Below are 15,439 nucleotides of genomic sequence, written 5' to 3'. Positions count from 1 at the left end.
TTTGTTGCCTTTTTTTGATGAAGATATGATTGTCTTTTCCTGATGATTTCTTTTCTGACTCATGATATATCCTCCTAGACTTGCAAGCGCTAGGATGGGTAAGACTATAGCAATGACTGCTTTCGTTCGTTTTTTCATAGTATCTCCTTGGAATGTTTTATTCATGATTTCTTCATCCGAAAACGCACTCTTGCACCTTCTTACGTGGACCACTCATCAGGAGCGATTCTTTGATCGATGTCAGGGCAGACTTGATCAAGCTGCAGCATACTGAGTTGAAGATAGCGGCGTTTGGCTGTATAAAAGAAATACCCATTTGGTTTCCTCTGCTTTTTTCTTTACTTGCAGTGTAGACCAAATGGGCTTTTTTGTGAAACAGCATCAGCTGGCAGCAGGGATAGGCTTGTCTATGCCGTCTTTGAAGCTGACATTATAAAGGTCATTGATAAAAGCTATTACTTATGAGTCAGCGCCTTCTTGAAGCTTTTTATGAAGCCGATATCATCCGTTTGCAGAATCAATCCTGCATAGATACGGCCGATATACCAAGCCATAGCGAGCGTAAATGCCAGTAATACTGCAAATGAAATAAGTGCTTCGATATTACTGGCATAGCCATTAATCAGACGCTGGGGCATAAAGAAGGTTGACAGGAAGGGCAGATAGGAGCCAACCTTCAAAATCACCGTGTCGGTCTGCCCCAAGGACATGGAGCCAAACAAGCCCAGCATCACAAGGAAGATAATAGGCTGCGTTGCTTTTTGGGCATCTTCTATCCGAACCACCAGCGAGCCGCAGAAAGCGGATAAAATAACATAGGCACAGACCCCGAGCACCGCAAAAGCAATGGTCGCCGGAGAGAAAATCGTGCCTAGCTGGCCGATAGTTTCTGGATTCTCATCTAAAAATTTTCTGATCAAGTCGATATTTGACCCAAGGGCAACCAAAGCGAAACCGCCCAGTATATAGATAGAAAAATGTGTCACAATGACTCCCAGAATCCCCAGCAAACGGCCGTAGAAATATTGGGAAGCTTTAATGCTGGAGAAAATGACTTCCATAATCTTCGTTCCCTTTTCATTGGCGATATCTTGGGCAGTGCTGGCCGAATAAGTCAATAAAATCATATAAATCAGCATGGAAATGATGAAAAAGCCAATCTTTTGAAGCGATTTCTTCTGCTCTTTTGCTTCATTGATCTTTTCAGAAAACTGGGGTTCACGATTGAGAGCTGCCTGCTGTTCACTTGACAGATTGGCTTGACTGACATTGATAGTCGTCTGCAGCTGTTGAAGGGTTTGGAGCAGAGCAAGTTTATCTTCCTGCTTCATGTCGCCTTCACCATGATAAACAGCCTTGATCTGCCCATTTTCCGACTCAATGGCCACATAGCCAAGGATTTTCTCCTCTTTTATCGCTTTTTTAGCAGCTGCTTCATCCTTATAGGTTTGGGTAAAATTCTCCTCCATCGCAAAGCCATCTAAAAGACTTGCTTCACTGGATACCAGAGCAATCTTATCTGCTTGCCTGCCTGCAGTTGCTCCCTGTATATAGCCCAGTCCAATGCTTAGCCCCAGCATCAGAAAGGGAGCCAGCACCATGACCACAAAGGACCATGATTTGACATGGCGCAGGTAAGTTTCTTTTGTGACAATCCATATTTGCTTCATACTTCCACCCCTGATTCTAGTCTAAAGATTTCATCAATGGTTGGTGCCTGCTGATCAAAAGTTGCAATGTACTGTCCCTTGGTAAGCAAATCAAACAGCTCAGCACCAGCCGTCTCGTCATCCAATACCAAGCGCCAGATTCCCCTCTTGGTGAAACTGACCTTGGTCACATGCGGCAGGGCTTCCAGCTCAGCCTGGGAAAGGCCGCTGGAAATAAATAAACGGGTCCTTCCGTACTGGTTGCGGACTTCCTGAACAGGTCCGTTGACAACCACTTCTCCATCCCGAATCATCACCACCGTATCGCACAGCTCCTCTACATTGGTCATGACATGATCCGAAAAGATAATGGTCGCGCCGCGCTCTTTCTCCTCAAAAATGACCTGCTTCAAAAGTTCGGTATTGACAGGATCTAAGCCGCTGAAAGGCTCATCCAGAATAATCAGGTCCGGCTCATGCAAGAGGGTGATAATCAGCTGGATTTTTTGCTGATTCCCTTTTGACAGGCTTTTGATCTTATCAGTCAGCTTCCCCTTGACCTGAAGGCGCTCCATCCAGACAGGAAGCTTTTCCTTTACGGCTGCACTGGAGACACCTTTCAGGTTTGCCAAATAGCGGACCTGCTCATAAACAGTGAGCTTGGGCATGAGACTGCGCTCTTCCGGCAGATAGCCTATCCGACGATAGGTCTCCTGAACAATCTCCTGACCATCAAAGGTAATGGTCCCAGTATAGTCAAGAAAACGCAAAATACTGTGAAAGATGGTCGTTTTCCCAGCTCCGTTCTTCCCAATCAAGCCTAAAATCTGTCCCGACTTTGCTTCAAAGTCTACAGCAAATAAAACCTGCTTGGAACCAAAGCTTTTTTGCAAATTTTGAATTCGTAACATTGCTCGCCTCCTTGATGTTTTTTGTTTTATTATACCACTTTTAAAAACAGGAGAAAATGGAATCAAGAAAAATAATTAACAAAGCCTCCTCCATTTTCAGCTTTAAACTAAACACAGCTTGCTAACAGCTTTTCTGCCTCTGCCTGACCTATCGTGTCACCAGCCTGTTCAAACAGTCTGATGGCAGCAGCAAAGTTACATCTTGCTGCTTGGCCCTTCCCAATGGCCTGATTCATTTCGCCCAAGCCCCGATAAGCACAGGCTTGATTGATGAGGTCATCCGTTTCTAAAGCATAGGTCAAAGCCTGCTGCAACAGCTTTTCTGCCTGATTTGTCTGCCCCAACTTAAGCTTGATATAGCCCTGCTCATAGAGATTGACTGACTGCCGGTAATGGTCTTCAGGGAAATGACGGGCCAAAAAGGCAGCTTCCTTTTCAATCCACTCCAAGGCCTGCAAAAAATCTCCAGCTGATCTAGCGACATAGCCCAGCTGATGGTAGGCCACGTGTTCATTTTCCTTATCTGATTGGGCCTGAGCCCTGGCCAGATAGGTCTGCAAGGTCTTCGCAGCTCGGCTGAAATCCTTTGCTTCCACGGCCAGATAGGCCCGCAGATGGAGGCTGCTGAAGCTCTCTCCTGTCAGTTCGCCTTCCAGCTTCGCCGCCAGATCCAGATTCCCCTCAAAAAACGCCTGCCAGGCCGCTTTCAACGGCTCATCCATTCGCTGCCTCCTCACCCATTCAAAGCCATCCGCCTAAACCAAATCTGTCTGGGCAATGGCCTTCTTAACATCGTCCAGCGGCAGATGGACGAGCTCTACTTCCTTCTCCCTATAGAGATACTGGGCATAGTCGTCAATCCGGTACTGGTTGATATAGACCACCCGCTTGCAGCCGACCTGCAGCAGCTGCTTGGTACAGTTGAGACAGGGGAAATGGGTCACATAAGCCGTAAAACCCTTGGGAACACCCCGCTCAGCCCCCTGCAGGATGGCATTGACCTCCGCATGCAGAGTCCGGACACAGTGGCCGTCAATGACCAGACAGTCGTGGTCAATACAGTGCTCCGTCCCAGACACCGAACCATTGTAACCGGTCGAAATGACCTTATTATCCTTGACCAAAACCGCTCCGACTTTGGCCCGCTTACAGGTCGACCGATTGGCAATCAAAAGGGCCTGCGCCGCAAAATACTCATCCCAAGCTAAACGATTTGTTGACATAGTTGCTCCAATCTGCATATTTTCTCTATTATACCCTAAATAGTCTGTTTTCTCTAGCCTTATCGCAGACTTGTTCGGAAACTTCCTCTTGGCCTTGAGCAGCCGGCTCGCAGCTTCCAGCAAAGCAAAAAAGAACCGAGGAAATCCCCAGTTCTTATCTTGCTTATTTGCCAAGCTTAGCCTTAGCTGCATCTGCAAGCGCTGTGAAAGCTGCTGCATCATTGACAGCCAAGTCAGCCAGCATCTTCCGGTTGACTTCGATTTCAGCCAATTTCAGACCATGCATGAGCTGTGAGTATGACAGGCCGTTGAGACGAGCTGCTGCATTGATACGCGTGATCCACAATTTACGGAAATCGCGTTTCTTTTGACGGCGGTCACGGTATGCATAGTAGTAAGAGTTCATTACTTGCTCTTTTGCAGTACGGAACAGGATGTGTTTTGCTCCATAGTAACCTTTAGCTAATTTCAAAATACGTTTACGACGTTTGCGTGATACAACGCCACCTTTAACACGTGCCATTTATATATTTCCTCCAATATTTCCTAGAATAAATCGATACCCAATCTCTTATTTCAGACCGGTAAGCATTGCCTTGATACGCTTGAAATCTCCTGCAGACACCAAAGCTGCTTTGCGAAGATGACGGCGCTGTTTCTTTGTTTTTCCGTGGAAACGGTGAGAAGTGTAAGCACGGAAACGCTTCAATCCACCAGAACCTGTACGTTTGAAACGTTTTGCTGATGCGCGGTGTGTTTTTTGTTTTGGCATAATCTTTTTCTCCTTTTTTCTATCTTTCCGACAGTCTATTTTTTGTCCGGAATCGGCGCCATTTGCATGAACATCTGACGTCCATCCATCTTAGGCTTTTGCTCAATAACAGCAACATCCTGAGTCGCCTGAGCAAAGTCTGCTAAAACCTTAGCCCCGATTTCCTTGTGGGTAATCATCCGCCCCTTGAAGCGAATGGATACCTTCACCTTATTTCCTTTTTCAAGGAACTTGCGTGCGTTACGAAGTTTGGTCTCAAAGTCCCCCTTGTCAATGGTTGGGCTCAGACGCACTTCTTTCACAGTGACAACGCTTTGTTTCTTGCGCTGCTCTTTTTGTTTTTTCTGATACTCAAATTTGAACTTGCCATAGTCCATAATCTTCGCAACAGGTGGTTTAGCTTGTGGCTGAATCAGGACTAAATCAACATTCGCTTCGTCAGCCAGAGCCTGCGCTTCACTAAGCGGTTTAATCCCTAATTGTTCGCCGTCAAGACCGATCAAGCGAACTTCACGCACACGAATTTCATCATTGATGAATAAGTCTTGTTTTGCTATGGTTTTCACCTCTTTTTTATTTTTTTCTGCCCATGAAAATCCAGCCTCAAGCTGAATCCCAATGGGCATTCGAGAAAAACAAGTGCGGACCTGCTAACGCAAATCCGCACTACATGATAATCGTTCATCACTGAAACTTGAATCCTGTAGAGCCAGACAACGTCAGTCGCAAGGCGAGAAGTTCTCACTTCTGCTTTTCTCAACTCTACTATCATATCAGGTTTCTGTTTTATTGTCAATGATTTTTTTCGCTTTTTCTTCAATAAAGGCAACAACCTGAGCAATGCCGACGCCGGTCGTGTCAAAATGCAGAGCATCTGCTGCCGGTCTCAGCGGCGAAACAGCCCGGTGGCTGTCCTTGTAATCTCGCTCAGCAATCTCCTTTTTCAGGGTCTCCAAATCAGCCGGAATGCCCTTGGCCAGATTTTCCTTATAACGGCGCTCAGCCCTTTCATCGACTGAAGCCACCAGAAAAATCTTGAGCTCAGCCTCAGGCAGCACAACCGTGCCAATATCGCGGCCGTCCATGACAATGCCGCCCTCACGCGCAATCTGCTGCTGCAGGGCAACGAGTTTTTCACGAACCGCCGGAATGGCAGATACCCAGGAGACATTGTTGGTGACTTCATTTTCCCGGATGGGATGGGTCACATCCACATCACCGACAAAGACCAGCTGCTCTCCGTCTTCTGCCCGGCCAAAACTGACCGAATAGGCGTCCAGCAGCTCCGCAATTTCAGCTGCATCAGCCTCTGTCAGATGATGGCGCAAGGCCAGATAAGCAGCCGCCCGATACATAGCACCAGTATCCAAATAGGTATAGCCAAAATCTTTAGCGATGATCTTGGCCACGGTCGATTTTCCGCTGGATGCCGGTCCATCAATCGCAATCTGAATCTGTTTCATGCCCCGCTCCTACTCAATCTTGACAACATCGCCGGGATTGGCATACCAAGAACCAGTTGACATATGAGATGGATTTAACTGCTCCAGCTTGGCGATGGAAATACCCGCACGCGCTGCAATCGCGGCTTCTCCTTCACCGGCCTGAACCGTGATGGTTCCTTCAGAAGAGGCTGTCGTATCGTCAGTCTGCTCTGCTGTCTGGCTGGAAGAGGCCGCTTCACTGCTGGCAGACGAAGCTGCTGACGTACCGTAAAAGCCTTCCATTTGTGCATTTTTATTGCTGCCTCCTGTTGACAGATAGGTCAAAAAGCAGATGACAGCCACGACCAGCACACAAAAGATAATGGTCAGTACGGTCAGCAGGCGATCTGCATTTATGGCACTAAACTTTTTTGTTCTTTTCAATTTTTCCGCTCCATCATCATAAACATCTTCTTCCCATGGTTCTTTTTCCATGACTTCCTCCTTGAGTTTTTCTTAAAATCTTATTACAATATGAGTATGAAAGTAACACTCATTCCCGAACGCTGTATTGCCTGCGGGCTCTGCCAAACCTATTCTGACCTCTTTGATTACCACGATAATGGCATTGTCAAATTTTACCAAGATGATGACTGCCTGGAAAAAGAAGTCACATCCGACCCCGGCATTCTTGAAGCCATCAAAAACTGCCCCACCCGAGCGCTTTTAAAAGACCAGGCTCACTTGGACTGATTGCCGTAGTAGGTTTCAAAATAGTCAATATGGATAAAGTTGTCCAGCAACTCTACTTCCCCTTGGAAGTGCTCATTCAGCGCCAAGGCATTGACAAAATATTTCTTGGGCCATTTGCGCATGCAGAAAGTCCGCCCCTTGTCCTTGCCATCTGTATAGAGGGTGATGGAGGTCTTGGTCACTGCTACCTTATCAATCGTGGAAATCGCCACCTTAATCGGCGTAAAAGGATTGGCCGTAATAATCCGCAGAGTGCCATCTTCGTAAATGGTGAAATAACGATGGACTCCGATGCCCAGCAAAACCATAAACAAAAAGAAGGAGAACAAAACAAGAGTCGGAACTCTCGAACTTTCGTACATCAGGGCCAGCCCTACAAAAATCGGAATGACCGATAAAGACCAATAAATAATTAACAAAGATAAGTCTGGCTGCCAGTGATAGCGAACCTTGCCAAAAATCTTGATCATGCTCACACCCCCATATTACTAGTTTAGCATAAAATACCAAAAAATAGAACAGGTAGCCTTGCCTATTCTATTTTTTATTGAAAAATTTTCAAAAGAGCTGGAAAAAGACGTATAGGAGGTAAACGGCGAGCGGGAAATAGGCCAGAGCAACCAGCCAGTTTATAACCTGCGTCTTTAACCTTCGGATATGGGGAATGAAGGTCAGCAGCAAGAGGCTGTAAGCAGTGAAGTATCGCTGCTGCACTCCATCAATGATATTGGAACCGACAAGTGAGTATTGTAAGTACAAGATAAGAAAAGTAGCAAAAAGAATTGCTAAGAAAGACGCCACTTTCCCAAATTGGATGATCTTAAATTTCTCAATTGATACCTTGACAGATTCATAATTTCTTTCCTGATAAAGCCAGCTGACAGCATAAGCAAAATAATAAAGCATGGAAACAATAGCTGGCGGTTTCTGATAAAAGGTTTCTCTGGCGTAGCCTAGCTGAATAACTGTATAATCATAGGAAAACATCTCCCGAAAATACATTGACAGAAACTTTGGAATGTCAGAGAAAATATAGGCCAGCTGCTTAAAGGTATCAACATCCCTGCCGAAATAGGCTCCGGTATTCACATCTTTTATCAACAGAATCAACAAGGCGGAACAAAGCAAAGAAAAAGTCAAAGCAAACAGCAAAAAAACGGCTATCTTTCTGACGAATAACTTCTCTTTGTAAGCAAAGTAAAGGACTGGCAGCACAGACAGCAAAATCAAAAATGCCGGTACTTTGGCTAAGGAAACGAAAAGGATAGAAAGGGCCAGCTGCATCGCATCCAGCTTAGTTATATTCCGTAACTTCGCAATCCTGTAAGTAACCTTTGTCAAACAGGCTATAAAAAGAATGACAGCAGCATTGGTAAACAGGTCTGCTGAGATAGCGCTGTTTGTCAGCAACAGGGTCGGATGAAGCGCCAGTACTGCAACGGTCCACTTACTGAAAGGCATCATCCGAATGGCTAGTATGAGAAAGCTGAACGCAAAAATCAAACCTGACAGCCGCATCAGAATAAACTCTACAGCCGGGGATAGGTGCAGCGCCTTGTTTAATACAGCGACCAGAACATACGGGAAATAAACCAGCGGATGATAGGGGACAGCATTTGTCGCCGCTTGAAATCTGGTTGTTTCTGAGTAGCTGAGTCCGCCAATTTCTGATAAGAAATAAAAACCAAAAGTATCTTTTGTCCCTTTCTCGACAAAATGATTCATAAAGGCTAGCTGGGTCTCTGACACCTGACCTCCAAATAAGGCCATGTTGCCATTATCATTTTTATAGATATCGCCATTGCTAATCTGAATCGCCCTGTAATAATGAAAAGGTTCGTCCATCCAAGAACCAGGATTCCTGTAAAAGACAGAGCCCAAGGAAACAATGAAGCTGATGCAAAGCGCCATACAAATATGACGCGCATACATTTGGTCCTTAATCCCTAATAGTTTTTCAATCTTTTTCACTTTCTATCAATCTCCTAAATTATAGAAATCAGCTGATTATTTTGACGTGAAATGATAAATCCGATTTCCGTCTTTGTCGGGGCCGTATACCATTCTAAACTCGTCGCCAAACTCAGCACTTAAATCTCTGCTTGAAATCAGATAGCTGACCTTCAGTTTTCTGATGGTCTCCGTATTGACCTGCATATCAAGAACATCTGGTCTGCTATTAGACATCGTTACTGCACCTTCTGTTAAGAGAGGTTTTATGTGGGCGTAACGGTTCCATTCATTCTCATACTGACCTTTCGTATCTATTTTCTTCATTTCTTCTCTATCTGGATAGAAACGAACACCATTGATCATTTTTGCCCCAAACATCTGCGGATAATTATAAAGCATATTATTATCCGTCATCCACACAGCCTGCGGCTCCTTTTGAACGATATCCTTAATCGCATAACTGAGTTTTTTATCTTCTACAACCCCGATTCCGCTGACAATAGGATTGACCGTAAAACCTGCCAACAGGCAGATTGCCAGCATTGACAGAGCAAATAATCTTTTGTATTTGAAAACTCCTAACAGAAAAGACAGAAGAACAAAACTGGCAGCTAGGAGCGTCATCCCTCTGGAGATATAATCCCGGTACATCTGATTAGAGACGATAAGATAAACACAGAAAAAGAAAGATAGAAGACTGAGAGGCAAAACAACTTTCATTATCTTTCGGCGATCTAAATGCCAAACATAATTGATAAACCAGAAACTAACAAAAACCGAAATAACAGCTAAAGCCTGCCAAGCTCTACCGGAAGTCACAAAGCTGAACAGTGTCAGCTTAGCCAGCCATTCGGGTACACCGACAAAGACGTAAAAGAGGAGAAATACACTGTATAAAGAGAGAAACAGACCAAATAGGTTTTCTTTTAAGTGCTTTTTATCCAAAATAAAAGGCAAGGTCAGGAGCAGAAATGGCAGAAAGTTCAGCGATGATGCCAGTTCCACTTGATTGAGTATCGAAGGAAGCTTATACGGAAGAAAAATATTCAGAAAAAGACTGGCTATAACCGCAATCGGTGTGCCTCCGCCCGTCGAAACCCGGCTGCCCGGATACACTGTTTCCAAGGAAGCCAGAACAGCGTCTAAGCTTTGATAGAGACTGATTCCAACGACTAAGCCAGTAACACACAGGGTTACTGCCATGATTATCCAATCCTCTTTCTTCAGCTCCTTCTTGCGCAGAGCTCTGAAAAAATGAACCAGAAAATACATGAGGATAATATAGGCGAAGATAACCTGAAAAGCCGGATAAATCACCAAAACAAAACCAATCAAGCTGCTGGACAAGAGAGCCGCAAAACCGATTTTAGAACTTGTCTTTTTACTGTTGAAATAATGATAAATAGCTACCAAGGCCAAGAGAGTAAACCATACCACGTCTCCTAAATGCTGCATAAACCACCACTGAATGGCAGGAATATAGGTGATAAAGAAAGCTGCTACAGAAGACAGTGCTTTATTGCCCTTGGTCAGAATCATGGTAAATTCAAAAGCTAACAGAATAAAGGTGATAATCTTGAAGCACCAGTACCAAGACAGAGCACGAGAAGGACTGAGAAAGAGAGCTCCCCAGTTAAAAGGCTTACCGATAATAGAGATATGGCTGACCGGCGAATGATAGGCTACAATCATATTCTGTCCTGACAAGCCATAATTTTCGTTGATCAATTTATTGCCCGATGCGACCTGGGAGATGAAAAAGGGGGTTTGGACCATCCATTCATCACTTCTGATCATTCTGGGGATACCAAAGATCACACCATCTGTATTTGAAAAAGGTGATAACCATGGGCTATCATCTCCTTCAGACCGTGAATGAGACTGAACACCGTTTTGGAGTTCGGACACACCCATTTTATTCCAGCTTGCGATAGAACTGCCATTCAGATTTAAGGCCAGCCCTAAAATGAAAGCTGCTAAGGCTATGGCATATCTATATTTTACGACCTTGTTAAAAGTATCAATCATAGTAATGGTAGACCTCAAGCTCATACTGCATGCGATTTTGTCTGACGACTGTGTCTAAAATAATACCAGCAATAAAGAACAAACCAGCTAAAATCATAAATCCTGTAGCCAGAACTGCTGAAGGCAGTTTATCGATTAAGCCTGTATTGGCATATTCAGCAATAACCGGAAGCCCTATAATGAGTCCGATGAAGAACAAAACAGCAGCCAAAACAGAAAAGAAAATCAACGGCTTGTAGTCTTTAAACAGACTGAAAATCATTTTCAGAACCTTAAAACCATCAGAAAAAGTACTGAGTTTAGACTCGCTGCCTTCCGGACGGTCCTTATAAGTAATGGGGACTTCTACCAGCTTGAAACGTTTGTCCATAGCATGAATGGACAGTTCTGTCTCGATTTCAAAACCGGGAGAGAGAACCGGAAAAGTTTTAACAAACAAACGGTTGAAGCCCCGATAGCCTGTCATAATGTCATTGTAATTCCCCTTGTAAAGAGAATTAATCAGATATCTTACCAGATTGTTGCCAAAATCATGAAACCCGCGCTTATTTTCCTGAGAGTACGTTCCGTTTGAAAGCCGGTCTCCGATTGTCATATCAGCCATGCCGGAACGCAAGGGCTCCAGAAGCTTCTCTACTTCTGCTGCTGGGTAGGTGTCATCCGCATCTGCCATAATATAGTAATCCGCATCAATTTCCCTAAACATGGAACGGACGACATTCCCCTTGCCCTGTCTAGGTTCAAATTTGACGATCGCTCCTGCTTCTCTGGCCAAGGCATTGGTTTGGTCTTTCGAGTTATTATCATAAACGTAAATATCTGCTTGAGGCAGGACAGTTTGAAAATCCTTAATAACCTTCTGAATGGTTATTTCTTCATTGTATGCCGGAAGCAATACGGCAATTTTTTCTTTCATTTTTATATCCTTTTCGCTAAAAATATGTGCCTTGTGGTGTTACCATCTGGCTGAAGAATAGTAATTGACGATCTGGGTCTCAATTGATTCTTCATCGTCTTCTGAAAAATAATGAATTTCTCCATCAGCTGTATTTGCATACGTCAGCTCTGAGACAAATAAGGTGCTGAAAGGATTCTTTTTCTCACTATCAGCAAACAATGAATCACCCAAGAAGTAGTTTTCTTTGGAAATATCTAAATAATCCAATACAGTTGGAGCAAGGTTGACAGAATTTCGGCCTTGAACATCGATTGTCTGAGGCTGGACTCCTTTATAATAAATAAAGAATGGAACTTTGTCAAGATTCCCCATCCCTCGAGACTGGTCTGGAAAAGACTTGCTGTACTCGTCATCAACATAGGTTGCGTGATCTGTTGTAAAGATTAAAATAGTATTTTCTGCATAGGGACTGTTATTAAATTTTTCTATAAATTTCCCAAACTGAACATCTAAATCATAGAAGCGGTTCAGTAAGCGATCTTTTCCATTACCGAATTTTTTATCATAAGAATTCATACCGATATGGGTTCCGAAAGTATACATAGAGATAAAGAAAGGCTGGCTGTCAGATTGCTTGGACATCAGCTTATCCAGCTCTATATACGCATCTTTATCATAAGTATTTTCTTCTCCTTCAGAAACTTTAGGGTTTATAACAGCATCAAAGCCTAAGTGATTTAAGTAGTCTGTAAATTCTCCATTATTGGGTTCTGTATTGATAAATGAAGTCCGATAGCCGTCTGATTTTAATATACTCTGCAGAGAAACCAAATGATTCTGATCGGAATTATTTAGCTGATAGCCTGAGAACAACTGTCCAATCAAACCTCGATAAGTTGCGAAAGTATGATTATAATAGTTAGAAAAATTTAAGGACTTGGACTGAGCACTGCGGATATGCGGCGTTACATTACGCTCGTCATCAATGATATGCTGTGACATCCCCTCGGTAAAGATAAGGATAACATTGGGCTTTTCTGGTAAATTTTGCGGTTTTTCAACAAAATTCCCAATTTCCTTTTTATAAAATAGCTTCTTATTTTCTGCTGACTCTTTTTCCGCTTTTTGGACAAGCTGTATGTAGTCGTATTCTGCTTTTGCTAAGTCAAAAACAGCAACTGCCGGAGAATGCTTGAAACCAAACATCCCGCCCAAGACGAATTCGGTGGTAAGAGCGGCAGACAAAATTGAAACTGCCACGATATTATGTTTATAGAGAAAATAAGTTACTTTGGACTGTAACTCCACATAGCTAATCGGAAGAAAGCTAAAGGTCAATAACAAAGCAATCCCTATTCCAAAAACAACAATTCTTCCTTTCAGGGCTTCCCATGAACTAAGGTTGCTGACCATAATGAGGGTCACAAAACTGTTGCCGAAAAAAAGAACTAACATTTCAATGTTATAGAACAAAATAAGCAGATTGTTAACAAATCTTCCGATTATTTGATGTTTCTTGATAAGATAGTTTGAAAGAATAAAAATAACTGTTAATTCCAATAAAGGGAGAATAACATAAAACCAATTTCCTGTAGTCTTTAGTGCCAGAAAGCTAATGATAATAGAAAATAAATATTTGAGCGCTGTAAATTGATAGCCCCTATATTTGGCATAGTATTCTCTAAGATTTGGTCTGCGCTTTCTTTTCCCAGCCATTTTAATTAATTCCTAATCTTTCTAATCATTCTTTTAATAATATACTTCATCGCGCTTGCAGGGCCGCGGAAGATATATTTAGCGGCACCCTTAATGCCTCCGATATGATCAAAATTCACATAGGTATTCGGCATCGTATCGGGGCGGATATTTAAAACATTGTTATCAACAAATGGGGTAATATAAATATCATTTTTTGAAATGGCGTAGTCATAACGCTGCGACCATGCCAGATAGACCAAGATCCGCTCAATCGAATGCAGAATCGTATGCTGCGGCAGCGGCTCTTCCGGAATATCGCTGTCCTGAAGGTCCAAGTCAAACAGGGGCTTTAAGGCTTCATATTTGAACCAGATAAAAGTACCGTAACTCATGATAAAGGTGTTGAGGCTATTAAAATCAATAGCACGGCTAATCTTCATCCTTTGCCAAAGAACATTCATATCATCTGCAAATTTATTTTCGTTCCAAGGATCTACAATTTTTGTATAGCGGAAAAAAGTCGGAATATCTGAAATAATCAGACCTAGACGCTCATCATTTTCCAGGCTGGCCATAAGAGAGTCTGCTGGCTCTAACAGCATGGCGAACAGCTCATTTCTCCAAGAATCTCCTACCCAATAAGGATACTCAGGGGATTTTTTAGTATGGAAATGGCCGATATAATCATAATGGGACAGTTCTTCTTTTAATTTCAGCATGGGGATAATATCACGCCCGCGGTTTCCAGTAAGATAGACCTTCCCCTCTTGCTGCCGCTTTGCCAAAATAGCTTCTATTTCCTCTTTTTTCTTTTCCGAATCAGTCGTTAAAAACAAATCATAATCAAAGTGAAAATGTTTAAAACCGTCCAAGAATTCTTCCAGCAAATCGACATAGAAGGTATGAAGATGCACGGCCACCTTCTTTTGATTTGAATAGGTCTGTCCCTTGTCTTTCAGAACCTTCCGGTCAATCAGATAGGGCGGAGTCGGCTGACTGACATCTGACATATGGGATAAAATAAATTCGACTGGATAATCGGATACCTTTTCAATTTCTTGCAGCAGGTAGGGTGATAAATGCTGACTCAAATCAAAGGTTTTGATTTTGATAAAGGGAACCTTATACTCCAGAAGCACATGCGGGTAATGGATGGTAAAATTGCTATGGAAGAAATCATCTTTGAGCGGCACAGTGTTCAGAATGGCCTGATAGTGAAAGCCTGCATCTACAAAGAGCTTTGTGTACTGCGTTTCATAGTTATCAATGACCTTCTGAACATCTGTATGATTCTCAACAGACTGCCAAAAATGTTGAAAAACTTCGGACTGGACTAATCTCTTTTTAAAGGAAATGAAATAAGATTGGAGGTGTTCATTGATAAATAAATCCCTCTGTTTGACCTCTTGGTGATTGGTCATTCCCCAGAAATCCACTGCCGGATCAGCTTCATACTGCTGATAGACTGGCTCCATCTCCCAAAGGGGTCCAAAACAGGTGTCATTCATGACGGTTACTGAATCATAGGTTTTCAGTTCATCAAAGCCGACCAAAGCCATACCGTCATGCCAGGCTCCAAAATCGTAGCCTGTATTCTCCCGCTGGATAAAGTCATCAATCAGCCCTTTTTCGCGGAGTTTGTCCACTTCAGACATGCTCAGCTTACTGTTTGAGATAAAAATCAGTTTCTCAAATAAGGGTCTCATATGTTCGAGCTGATAGTGCACATGACGGCTGATATGATCATATTTATTAAAATGAACATAAAGCAATAATCTTTTCATTTTCTTCTCCTAAAGAAATTAATAATTTTTGTGGTAACTTGCCAGCGGCGGCTGCCAATCACAGCATGATAGTCCTGAGATAAATCTTGATATTGATTTTCCAGCTGTTCGATTTTGGCTTCTAGCTCGTATTTTTCACGCACAGAGTCTGACAGTTCGGTCAGAAGCGAGCCTTCTTTCAGCGGCTCAAATACATCCTTTAATTCATAAGTGAAAACAAACTCTGTCTGTCCAACACCTTCTAAATTGTAGTGAACCTGCGGATCATTTTGGCCGAACAGCAAATTGTCAGAAACAAGCAAGCCATTCGTATACTCCATCTCAAGCTCCTGATGGTCCGGGTACT

At 43.1% G+C, this 15,439-nt stretch carries 16 protein-coding genes, 1 pseudogene and 1 other annotated feature; of the genes and pseudogenes, 1 reads left to right on the top strand and 16 read right to left on the bottom strand.

Features of this window, described 5'->3' with window-relative positions; translation table 11 throughout:
• Positions 1-455 precede the first annotated feature (455 nt).
• The 9 genes from STRDD11_RS05440 to STRDD11_RS05400 form a co-directional block, all read right to left on the bottom strand.
• Positions 456-1,670, bottom strand: a complete 1,215-nt coding sequence (locus tag STRDD11_RS05440; RefSeq protein ID WP_128836111.1) for an ABC transporter permease — start codon at positions 1,668-1,670, stop codon at positions 456-458.
• Positions 1,667-2,560, bottom strand: a complete 894-nt coding sequence (locus STRDD11_RS05435; RefSeq protein WP_128836108.1) for an ABC transporter ATP-binding protein — start codon at positions 2,558-2,560, stop codon at positions 1,667-1,669. The genes STRDD11_RS05440 and STRDD11_RS05435 overlap by 4 nt, the downstream gene beginning before the upstream one ends.
• 107 nt (positions 2,561-2,667) lie before the next feature.
• Positions 2,668-3,282: a tetratricopeptide repeat protein gene (locus tag STRDD11_RS05430; RefSeq protein WP_128836106.1), complete on the bottom strand. Its 615-nt coding sequence runs from the start codon at positions 3,280-3,282 to the stop codon at positions 2,668-2,670.
• Positions 3,283-3,315: 33 nt separating this feature from the next.
• The gene (locus tag STRDD11_RS05425; protein WP_128836104.1) at positions 3,316-3,783 is read right to left on the bottom strand and encodes a deoxycytidylate deaminase; all 468 of its coding nucleotides are present in this window, start codon (positions 3,781-3,783) and stop codon (positions 3,316-3,318) included.
• A 163-nt stretch (positions 3,784-3,946) separates the two neighbouring features.
• Positions 3,947-4,306 carry a 50S ribosomal protein L20 gene (gene rplT / locus STRDD11_RS05420; RefSeq protein ID WP_000124830.1) on the bottom strand — a complete coding sequence of 120 codons (360 nt, stop codon included), beginning with the start codon at positions 4,304-4,306 and terminating at the stop codon, positions 3,947-3,949.
• Between the two features lie 48 nt (positions 4,307-4,354).
• On the bottom strand, positions 4,355-4,555 hold the full coding sequence (rpmI, locus tag STRDD11_RS05415) for a 50S ribosomal protein L35 (protein WP_128836103.1): 201 nt from the start codon (positions 4,553-4,555) through the stop codon (positions 4,355-4,357).
• Positions 4,556-4,590: 35 nt separating this feature from the next.
• On the bottom strand, positions 4,591-5,121 hold the full coding sequence (gene infC / locus STRDD11_RS05410; protein WP_164828393.1) for a translation initiation factor IF-3: 531 nt from the start codon (positions 5,119-5,121) through the stop codon (positions 4,591-4,593).
• Between the two features lie 61 nt (positions 5,122-5,182).
• Positions 5,183-5,314, bottom strand: a sequence feature (ribosomal protein L20 leader region).
• A 14-nt stretch (positions 5,315-5,328) separates the two neighbouring features.
• Positions 5,329-6,018 carry a (d)CMP kinase gene (cmk, locus tag STRDD11_RS05405; RefSeq protein ID WP_128836099.1) on the bottom strand — a complete coding sequence of 230 codons (690 nt, stop codon included), beginning with the start codon at positions 6,016-6,018 and terminating at the stop codon, positions 5,329-5,331.
• A 9-nt stretch (positions 6,019-6,027) separates the two neighbouring features.
• Positions 6,028-6,474: an SAG1386/EF1546 family surface-associated protein gene (locus tag STRDD11_RS05400; RefSeq protein ID WP_128836097.1), complete on the bottom strand. Its 447-nt coding sequence runs from the start codon at positions 6,472-6,474 to the stop codon at positions 6,028-6,030.
• Positions 6,475-6,519: 45 nt separating this feature from the next.
• Between STRDD11_RS05400 and STRDD11_RS05395 the strand changes: the two genes are divergently transcribed.
• Complete coding sequence (locus STRDD11_RS05395) at positions 6,520-6,732, top strand: ferredoxin (protein ID WP_338060120.1); 213 nt, start codon at positions 6,520-6,522, stop codon at positions 6,730-6,732.
• Here STRDD11_RS05395 and STRDD11_RS05390 read toward each other — a convergent pair.
• The 7 genes and pseudogenes from STRDD11_RS05390 to STRDD11_RS05360 all read right to left on the bottom strand — a co-directional run.
• Positions 6,720-7,202, bottom strand: coding sequence for an EbsA family protein (locus STRDD11_RS05390; RefSeq protein WP_128836093.1), 483 nt, complete (start codon positions 7,200-7,202; stop codon positions 6,720-6,722). The genes STRDD11_RS05395 and STRDD11_RS05390 overlap by 13 nt on opposite strands.
• Before the next feature lie 88 nt (positions 7,203-7,290).
• On the bottom strand, positions 7,291-8,703 hold the full coding sequence (locus STRDD11_RS05385; RefSeq protein ID WP_128836091.1) for a DUF2142 domain-containing protein: 1,413 nt from the start codon (positions 8,701-8,703) through the stop codon (positions 7,291-7,293).
• 36 nt (positions 8,704-8,739) lie between these two features.
• Positions 8,740-10,377 (bottom strand): DUF7657 domain-containing protein, encoded by a 1,638-nt coding sequence (locus STRDD11_RS05380; protein ID WP_241209321.1) that lies wholly within the window; start codon positions 10,375-10,377, stop codon positions 8,740-8,742.
• Positions 10,378-10,705: 328 nt separating this feature from the next.
• Positions 10,706-11,629 carry a glycosyltransferase family 2 protein gene (locus tag STRDD11_RS05375; RefSeq protein ID WP_128836087.1) on the bottom strand — a complete coding sequence of 308 codons (924 nt, stop codon included), beginning with the start codon at positions 11,627-11,629 and terminating at the stop codon, positions 10,706-10,708.
• A 39-nt stretch (positions 11,630-11,668) separates the two neighbouring features.
• Entirely contained in the window at positions 11,669-13,327 is a 1,659-nt protein-coding gene (locus STRDD11_RS05370; RefSeq protein ID WP_128836085.1) for an LTA synthase family protein, read from the bottom strand.
• Between the two features lie 5 nt (positions 13,328-13,332).
• The gene (locus STRDD11_RS05365; RefSeq protein ID WP_128836082.1) at positions 13,333-15,093 is read right to left on the bottom strand and encodes a rhamnan synthesis F family protein; all 1,761 of its coding nucleotides are present in this window, start codon (positions 15,091-15,093) and stop codon (positions 13,333-13,335) included.
• Positions 15,090-15,439, bottom strand: a pseudogene (locus tag STRDD11_RS05360) (glycosyl transferase family 1); the annotation flags it as partial. The pseudogene STRDD11_RS05360 and the gene STRDD11_RS05365, both read right to left, overlap by 4 nt.

This window comes from Streptococcus sp. DD11, from assembly GCF_001578865.1.
Taxonomy (GTDB): domain Bacteria; phylum Bacillota; class Bacilli; order Lactobacillales; family Streptococcaceae; genus Streptococcus; species Streptococcus panodentis.
The sequence above is the reverse complement of the archived record's forward strand: the minus strand, read 5'-3'. Positions and strand labels throughout refer to the sequence as shown.

What these genes read in the sequence shown, in the direction of transcription:
- rpmI (WP_128836103.1), bottom strand. Translation starts at nt 4,555, where the DNA reads ATGCCAAAACAAAAAACACACCGCGCATCAGCAAAACGTTTCAAACGT.
- STRDD11_RS05435 (WP_128836108.1), bottom strand. Translation starts at nt 2,560, where the DNA reads ATGTTACGAATTCAAAATTTGCAAAAAAGCTTTGGTTCCAAGCAGGTT.
- STRDD11_RS05430 (WP_128836106.1), bottom strand. Translation starts at nt 3,282, where the DNA reads ATGGATGAGCCGTTGAAAGCGGCCTGGCAGGCGTTTTTTGAGGGGAAT.
- STRDD11_RS05395 (WP_338060120.1), top strand. Translation starts at nt 6,520, where the DNA reads ATGAAAGTAACACTCATTCCCGAACGCTGTATTGCCTGCGGGCTCTGC.
- STRDD11_RS05370 (WP_128836085.1), bottom strand. Translation starts at nt 13,327, where the DNA reads ATGGCTGGGAAAAGAAAGCGCAGACCAAATCTTAGAGAATACTATGCC.
- STRDD11_RS05365 (WP_128836082.1), bottom strand. Translation starts at nt 15,093, where the DNA reads ATGAAAAGATTATTGCTTTATGTTCATTTTAATAAATATGATCATATC.
- STRDD11_RS05440 (WP_128836111.1), bottom strand. Translation starts at nt 1,670, where the DNA reads ATGAAGCAAATATGGATTGTCACAAAAGAAACTTACCTGCGCCATGTC.
- STRDD11_RS05425 (WP_128836104.1), bottom strand. Translation starts at nt 3,783, where the DNA reads ATGTCAACAAATCGTTTAGCTTGGGATGAGTATTTTGCGGCGCAGGCC.
- STRDD11_RS05375 (WP_128836087.1), bottom strand. Translation starts at nt 11,629, where the DNA reads ATGAAAGAAAAAATTGCCGTATTGCTTCCGGCATACAATGAAGAAATA.
- rplT (WP_000124830.1), bottom strand. Translation starts at nt 4,306, where the DNA reads ATGGCACGTGTTAAAGGTGGCGTTGTATCACGCAAACGTCGTAAACGT.
- STRDD11_RS05380 (WP_241209321.1), bottom strand. Translation starts at nt 10,377, where the DNA reads ATGATTGTAGCCTATCATTCGCCGGTCAGCCATATCTCTATTATCGGT.
- STRDD11_RS05400 (WP_128836097.1), bottom strand. Translation starts at nt 6,474, where the DNA reads ATGGAAAAAGAACCATGGGAAGAAGATGTTTATGATGATGGAGCGGAA.
- STRDD11_RS05390 (WP_128836093.1), bottom strand. Translation starts at nt 7,202, where the DNA reads ATGATCAAGATTTTTGGCAAGGTTCGCTATCACTGGCAGCCAGACTTA.
- cmk (WP_128836099.1), bottom strand. Translation starts at nt 6,018, where the DNA reads ATGAAACAGATTCAGATTGCGATTGATGGACCGGCATCCAGCGGAAAA.